The sequence below is a fragment of the Streptomyces sp. BBFR102 genome (genome assembly GCF_051397025.1).
Lineage (GTDB): Bacteria > Actinomycetota > Actinomycetes > Streptomycetales > Streptomycetaceae > Streptomyces.
Genome location: NZ_CP195757.1, coordinates 5,944,247 through 5,950,585, shown reverse-complemented (window position 1 = coordinate 5,950,585; position 6,339 = coordinate 5,944,247). Strand labels below are relative to the sequence as shown.

Below are 6,339 nucleotides of genomic sequence, written 5' to 3'. Positions count from 1 at the left end.
TCAGTCCCGCTCTTCGTCAGGGTTACCGTTGAGTGCCGCCTGCACCAGGCCGTCGACGTCCATGGCGTCGATCGACGCGTCGTAAGCGTCGCCGGCCCCGGAGGGCTCGGCTTCCTGGTCCGTGCCTGTTCCGGCCGGGTCCTGCCCGGCGAGGTCCAGCAGCTGGTCCAGGAGTCCGCTGTCGCGCAGCCGGTCCATGGGGACCTGGGCGAGGGCGGCGCGCACGGCCCGCTCCTCTTCGCCGGCTCCGTCCGTGGCGGGGGCACCGGGGGTGCCGGCCGGGAGGAGCTGTCCGAGGATGTGGGCGGCGAGTGCGGCGGGCGTGGGGTGGTCGAACACGAGGGTCGCGGACAGGGTGAGTCCACTGGCGGCGCCGAGCTGGTTGCGCAGCTCGACGGCGCCGAGGGAGTCGAATCCGAGGTCGCGGAAGGCCCGGTCGGGGCCCACCTGGTCGGTTTCGGAGAGGCCGAGGACCTCCGCGGCGCGTTCGCGCACCAGCGTCAGGACCGTCTGGGTACGGCGGCTCTCGGGGAGCCTGGCCAGCCGGTCGCGCAGCGACGGACCGGAGTCCGCGGCCCGGTCGGCGGCGGATGCGGCCTTCTTGAGGGCGGCGTACGCGGGCATCTCGGCCAGCAGGCTGCTGGGCCGGACGGTGGTGAACGCGCGGACGAACCGGTCGGGGTCGACGTCGGCGACGACGGCGACCGGGTCGCTGCCCGTGACGACCTGCCGCAGCGCGAGGACCGCGAGGTCCGGGTCGAGCGGCCGGATGCCGGTGCGGCGGGCGAGCGCGGCGGCGCGGACGCCGTCGGCCATGCCCTCCCCGCCCCAGGCGCCGTACGCCACGGAGGTGGCGGGCAGCCCTTCGGCCCTGCGCTGTTCGGCGAGGGCGTCGAGGACCGCGTTGGCGGCGGCGTAGGTGCCCTGGCCCGGGTTGCCGACGGCGGCGGACGCCGAGGAGAACAGGGCGAACACCTCCAGGTCGTGGGCGCGGGTCAGTTCGTCCAGGAGCAGCGCGGAGGCCACCTTGGCCCGGAACACCGTGGCGAACCGCTCGGGGGTCAGGCCGTCCACGACGCCGTCGTCCAGCACCCCGGCGGTGTGGATGACGCCGGTGAGCGGCGCGTCCTCGGGGATCGCCGCGAGGACGGCGGCCAGGGCCTTCCGGTCGGCGGTGTCGCAGGCGGTGATGACGGGTTCGGCGCCGAGCGCGCGCAGGTCGGCGGCGAGTTCACCGGCGCCGGGCGCGTGGGGTCCGCTGCGGCTGAGGAGGATCAGGCGGCGGGCTCCGGCCCCGGCCAGACGGCGGGCGGTGCGGGCGCCGAGGGCGCCGGTGCCGCCGGTGATCAGGACGGTTCCGGTGGGCTTCCAGTCGCGGGGCGTCCCGGGCCGGACGGCGGCGAGGCGGCGGCCGAAGACCGCACCGGGCCGTACGGCGAGCTGGTCCTCGCCCTCGGGGTCGGCGAGGACGGCGGCGAGCCGTTCGGCGGTCCGGGCGTCGACGGCGAGCGGCAGATCGACGGTGCCGCCCCAGCGCTGCGGGTGCTCCAGCGCGGCCACCCGGCCGAGTCCGTGGACGGCGGCCTGGAGCGGTGCGGCGACGGTCTCGGCGGGCGAGACGGCGGCGGCGCCACGGGTCAGGCACCACAGCGGGGCGTCGGTGCGGGCGTCGCCGAGCGCCTGGACCAGGGTCGCGGTCAGGGCCGCGCCGACCGGGACGCCGCCGGGGAGGGCGCCGGTCCCGTCACCGGGTGCCCCGGCGACGGCGAGCAGGGAGACCACGCCGGTGAACGGCCCGGTGGTGTCGAACCGTTCGCGGATCGCGGCGGCGAGTGAGGCGCGGTCCTCGCCGGAGACCTCCAGGACCTGGGCACCCGTGCCGAGCGCGGCCAGGACGGCGGTGGTCCAGGGATGGTCGGCGTGGTCGGCGGGCACGAGGGCGAGCCAGGTGCCGGCGGGGGTGCCGGCGGTGGCCCGGTTCAGGGGCCGCCAGGCGATGCGCTGGCGCCAGCCGTCCACGGTGGTCTGGTCGCCGTGCTTGCGGCGCCAGTCCCGCAGGGCCGGCAGGACGCGCAGCAACGCGTCGCCGTCGACGCCGAGTTCCCCGGCGAGGGAGTCGAACTGCTCGTCCTGGACCGCCGCCCAGAAGGCGGCGTCCCCGGCGTCGGCCGTGGTGACGGTGGCGGCGGGTGCCCCGTTGGGCCAGAACCGCAGTCGGCGGAACGGGTAGGTGGGCAGGTCGACGCGGCGGGCGCCGGTGCCGTCGAGCAGCGCCGTCCAGTCGAGTCCCTGGCCCGCCGCGTGCAGCCGGGCCACGGCGGTGATCAGGGCCTGCTCCTCGTCGCGTCCGGTGCGCAGGGCCGGGACGGCCGTGGGGGCCGGGCGGTTCTCGTCGGCGAGGGTGTCGAGGGTCTCCTGGGCGAGGCCGCACAGGACTCCGTCGGGGCCGAGTTCGAGGTAGCGCGTGGCACCGCGGCCGGCGAGGGTGCGCACACCGTCGCCGAAGCGGACCGCCTCGCGGGCGTGCCGGACCCAGTACCCGGGGTCGCACACCTGCGCGTCGGTGACCGCGTCCCCGGTGAGGTTCGAGACCAGGGGCAGCTTCGGCGGGGCGTACGACACACTCCGGGTGACCCGTTCGAAGTCCTGAAGCATGGCGTCCATGTGCAGTGAGTGAAACGCATGGCTCACCCGCAAACGCCTAGTCTTCCCGCCCTGTTCGGCGAAGGCCTCGGCGAGCGCGGTGACCGCCTCCTCGTCGCCCGAGACCACCACGGACTCCGGGCCGTTGACGGCGGCGAGGCAGACGTGGTCGGTCAGGTACGGGGCGATCTCGTCCTCGGTGGCGCGCACGGCGAGCATGGCGCCGCCCGCAGGGAGTGCCTCCATGAGGCGGGCGCGGGCGGAGACGACGCGGCAGGCGTCCGGCAGGGAGAGGACCCCGGCCACGTGGGCGGCCGCGAGCTCGCCGACCGAGTGCCCGGCGAGCAGGTCGGGCCGTACGCCCCAGGACTCGACCAGCCGGTACAGGGCCACGCCGAGGGCGAAGAGGGCGGGCTGGGTCCAGCCGGTCCGGTCGAGGAGCGCCGCCTCGGGGGTGCCCTCGTCGGCGAACATCACGTCGCGCAGCGGGCGTTCGAGTTCCTGGTCGAAGTGGGCGAGCACCTCGTCGAGGGCGGTGGCGAAGACCGGGAAGCGGGCGTACAGGGCGCGGCCCGCGCCGGGGCGCTGGGAGCCCTGCCCGGGGAAGAGGAACGCGGTCCGGCCGCCGGGGGCCGCACGGCCGCGCAGTACGGCGGGGTGGGCGCGGTCCTCGGCGAGGGCGGTGAGCGCGTCGAGGAGTTCGTCGCGGCCGGCCACGGCGAGGACGGCCCGGTGCTCGAAGGCGGAGCGGGTGGTGCCCAGGGAGAGCGCCAGGTCGGCGGTGGTCGGCGGCTCCGTCGCACCGGCGGTGAGCCGGTCCCGGAGCCGGGCGGCCTGCTCGGTCAGGGAGTCCGCGGTGGCCGCCGACAGCGGCAGGGGCAGCAGCCGTGCGGCGCCGGGGGCGGGCGTGGCGGGCTCCGGGTCCCGCGCGGGGGCGGCCGGGCCGGTGGGGGCCTGTTCCAGGATGACGTGCGCGTTGGTGCCGCTGGCGCCGAAGGAGGAGACACCGGCGCGGCGGGGGCGTCCGGTCTCGGGCCAGTCGGCCGCCTCGGTCAGCAGGTGGACCGCGTCCGGGTCCCAGGCGACGTGGCGCGAGGGCTTCTCGGCGTGCAGGGTGCGTGGCAGCGTGCCGTGCCGCATGGCGAGGACCATCTTGATGATGCCCGCGACGCCGGAGGCGGCCTGGCTGTGACCGATGTTGGACTTGACCGAGCCGAGCAGCAGCGGCTGTCCCTCGGGCCGGCCCTGCCCGTAGGTCGCCAGGAGGGCCTGGGCCTCGATGGGGTCACCGAGGGTGGTCCCGGTCCCGTGTGCCTCCACGGCGTCGACCTCGGGGGCGGTGAGCCCGGCGGCGGCCAGCGCCTTGCGGATGACGCGCTGCTGGGAGGGGCCGTTGGGGGCGGTGAGACCGTTGGAGGCGCCGTCCTGGTTGATGGCGGAGCCGCGCAGGACCGCGAGGACCTCGTGGCCGCGCCGGCGTGCCTCGGAGAGGCGCTCGACGACGAGCATGCCCACGCCCTCGGACCAGGCGGTGCCGTCGGCGGCGTCGGAGAAGGGCTTGCAGCGGCCGTCCGGCGAGAGGGCGCCCATCTCGCCGAACTCGACGAAGCCGACCGGGGTGGACATCACGGTGACACCGCCGGCCAGGGCGAGCGAGCATTCGCCGGAGCGGAGCGCCTGCGCGGCGAGGTGCAGGGCGGTCAGGGACGACGAGCAGGCCGTGTCGACGCTGACGGAGGGGCCCTCCAGGCCGAGGGTGTAGGAGAGCCGTCCGGAGAGGAGGCTCGCCGACTGGGCGGTCTCGACGTGCCCGGACTGGCCGATGGCGGGGCGGTAGTCGCCGCTGCCGCCGCCGACGAAGACACCGGTGTCGCCGCCGCGGAGCACGGCGGGGTCGATCCCGGCCCGCTCCAGCGCCTCCCAGGCGGCCTGGAGGACGAGCCGCTGCTGCGGGTCGATGACCAGGGCCTCGCGCGGGGAGATCCCGAAGAAGGCGGGGTCGAAGTCGGCGACGTCGTAGAGGAATCCGCCCTCACGGGTGACACTGCGGCCCCGGCCGTCCTCGTCGCCGTGGAGCAGCTTCTCCAGGTCCCAGCCGCGGTCGGTGGGGAAGCCGCCGATGGCGTCGGTGCCGGCCCCGACCAGTTCCCACAGGTCCTCGGGCGAGCGGACGTCGCCAGGGTAGCGGCAGCTCATGCCGACGATGACGACGGGGTCGTCCGCGTCGGCTGCGGCGGGTGCCACGGGGGCGCCGGTGCCGGGGGCGGTGTCCTCGCCGAGGAGTTCGGTGAGGAGGTGGGCGGCGAGGGCGGCGGGGGTCGGGTAGTCGAAGACCAGGGTCGCGGGCAGGGTGAGCCCGGTGGCCGTGGTGAGGCGGTTGCGCAGGTCGACCGCGGTGAGCGAGTCGAAGCCGAGGTCGTTGAAGGCGTTCTCGGCCGGGACGGCGGCGGCGTCGGTGTGGCCGAGCACCGAGGCGGTCTCGGTGAGCACGGTGTCGAGGAGGGTGCGCGAGCGCTCGGAGGGGTCGGACTGCCGCAGTCGCTCGCGCAGCGCGGAGGCGGTACCGGCGTCCGCGCCGTCGCCGCCGGTGGTGCTCAGGGCCTCGCGGGCCTCGGGCACGCCGGTGAGGAGCAGACCGGCTCGGGTGCGGGTGAACGCCGGGGCGAACCGGTCCCAGGCCACGTCCGCGACGGTCACCGAGGCGGGAGCGGCCGGGTCGGCGGCGGCCTCGCCGATCGCGGGGGCGAGGGCGTCGAGCGCGCGGGCCGGTTCCATGGCGGGCAGGCCGTTGGCGCGCAGGTGGGCGGCGAGACCGTCGGGGCCGGCGCCCTGCCAGGCGCCCCAGGAGACCGAGACGGCGTTGGTGCCGTGGGCGCGGTGTCGCTGGACGAGGGCGTCCAGGCAGACACCGGCCGCGGCGCCCGCGCCTTGGCCGCCGACGCCCCAGACGGCGGAGATGGAACCGCAGACGACGAAGGCGTCCAGGTCACGGTCACCGACGGCGGTGGTCAGCGCCTCGTAGGCGGCGCGCGCTCCGGTGACGCCGGGCGTCTCCTCGCCGGTGTCCCCGGTGTGGAAGACGGCGGTCAGCGGCCTGTCGTCGGCCCGCGCCGCCAGCGCCTCGGTGAGCGGACCGGCGTCGGCCGGGTCGGGGTGGGGGACGACGGTGAGGGTGGCGCCGAGCTCCTCCACCTCGGCGCGCAGGGCGGTGGTGGCGGCGTCCTCGGGGCCGGCCGGGCCGGCGAGCAGCACCCCGGCGGCGCCGTGCGCGGCGAGCCAGCGGGCGACGTGCCCGCCGAAGCCCTCCGCCCGGCCGGTGACCAGGACGGTCCCGGCGGGGTGCCAGGTGACGTCCGGGGCGGGGGCGGCGGCCCGGGACAGCCTGCGGCCGAAGGCGCCGGAGGCACGCAGCGCCACCTGGTCCTCGGCCGGGCCGTCGGTGCGGGCGGCGGTCAGGACGGCGCGCAGGCGGTCGACGGTGCGGGCGTCGGCGACGTGGTCGACGTCGACCAGTCCGCCCCAGCGCTCGGACTCGTCCAGGGCGAGTACCCGGCCCAGGCCCCACAGGGCGGCGCGGTCCGGGTCGGCCGTGGAGTCGGAGCGGCCGACGGAGACGGCGCGGCGGGTGACGCACCACAGCGGGGCGTCGATCCCGGCGGCCGCCAGCAGGCGGAGCAGGGTGTCGGGGCGGGCGGT

At 76.9% G+C, this 6,339-nt stretch carries 1 protein-coding gene (running past one end of the window); it reads right to left on the bottom strand.

The features are described 5' to 3' along the window. Positions 1-6,339 carry the 3' portion of a type I polyketide synthase gene (locus tag ACSLIC_RS26155; RefSeq protein WP_436740162.1) on the bottom strand. The gene runs 22,299 nt beyond the window's last position, so only the last 6,339 of its 28,638 coding nucleotides appear in the window; its start codon lies off the right edge, out of view; its stop codon occupies positions 1-3.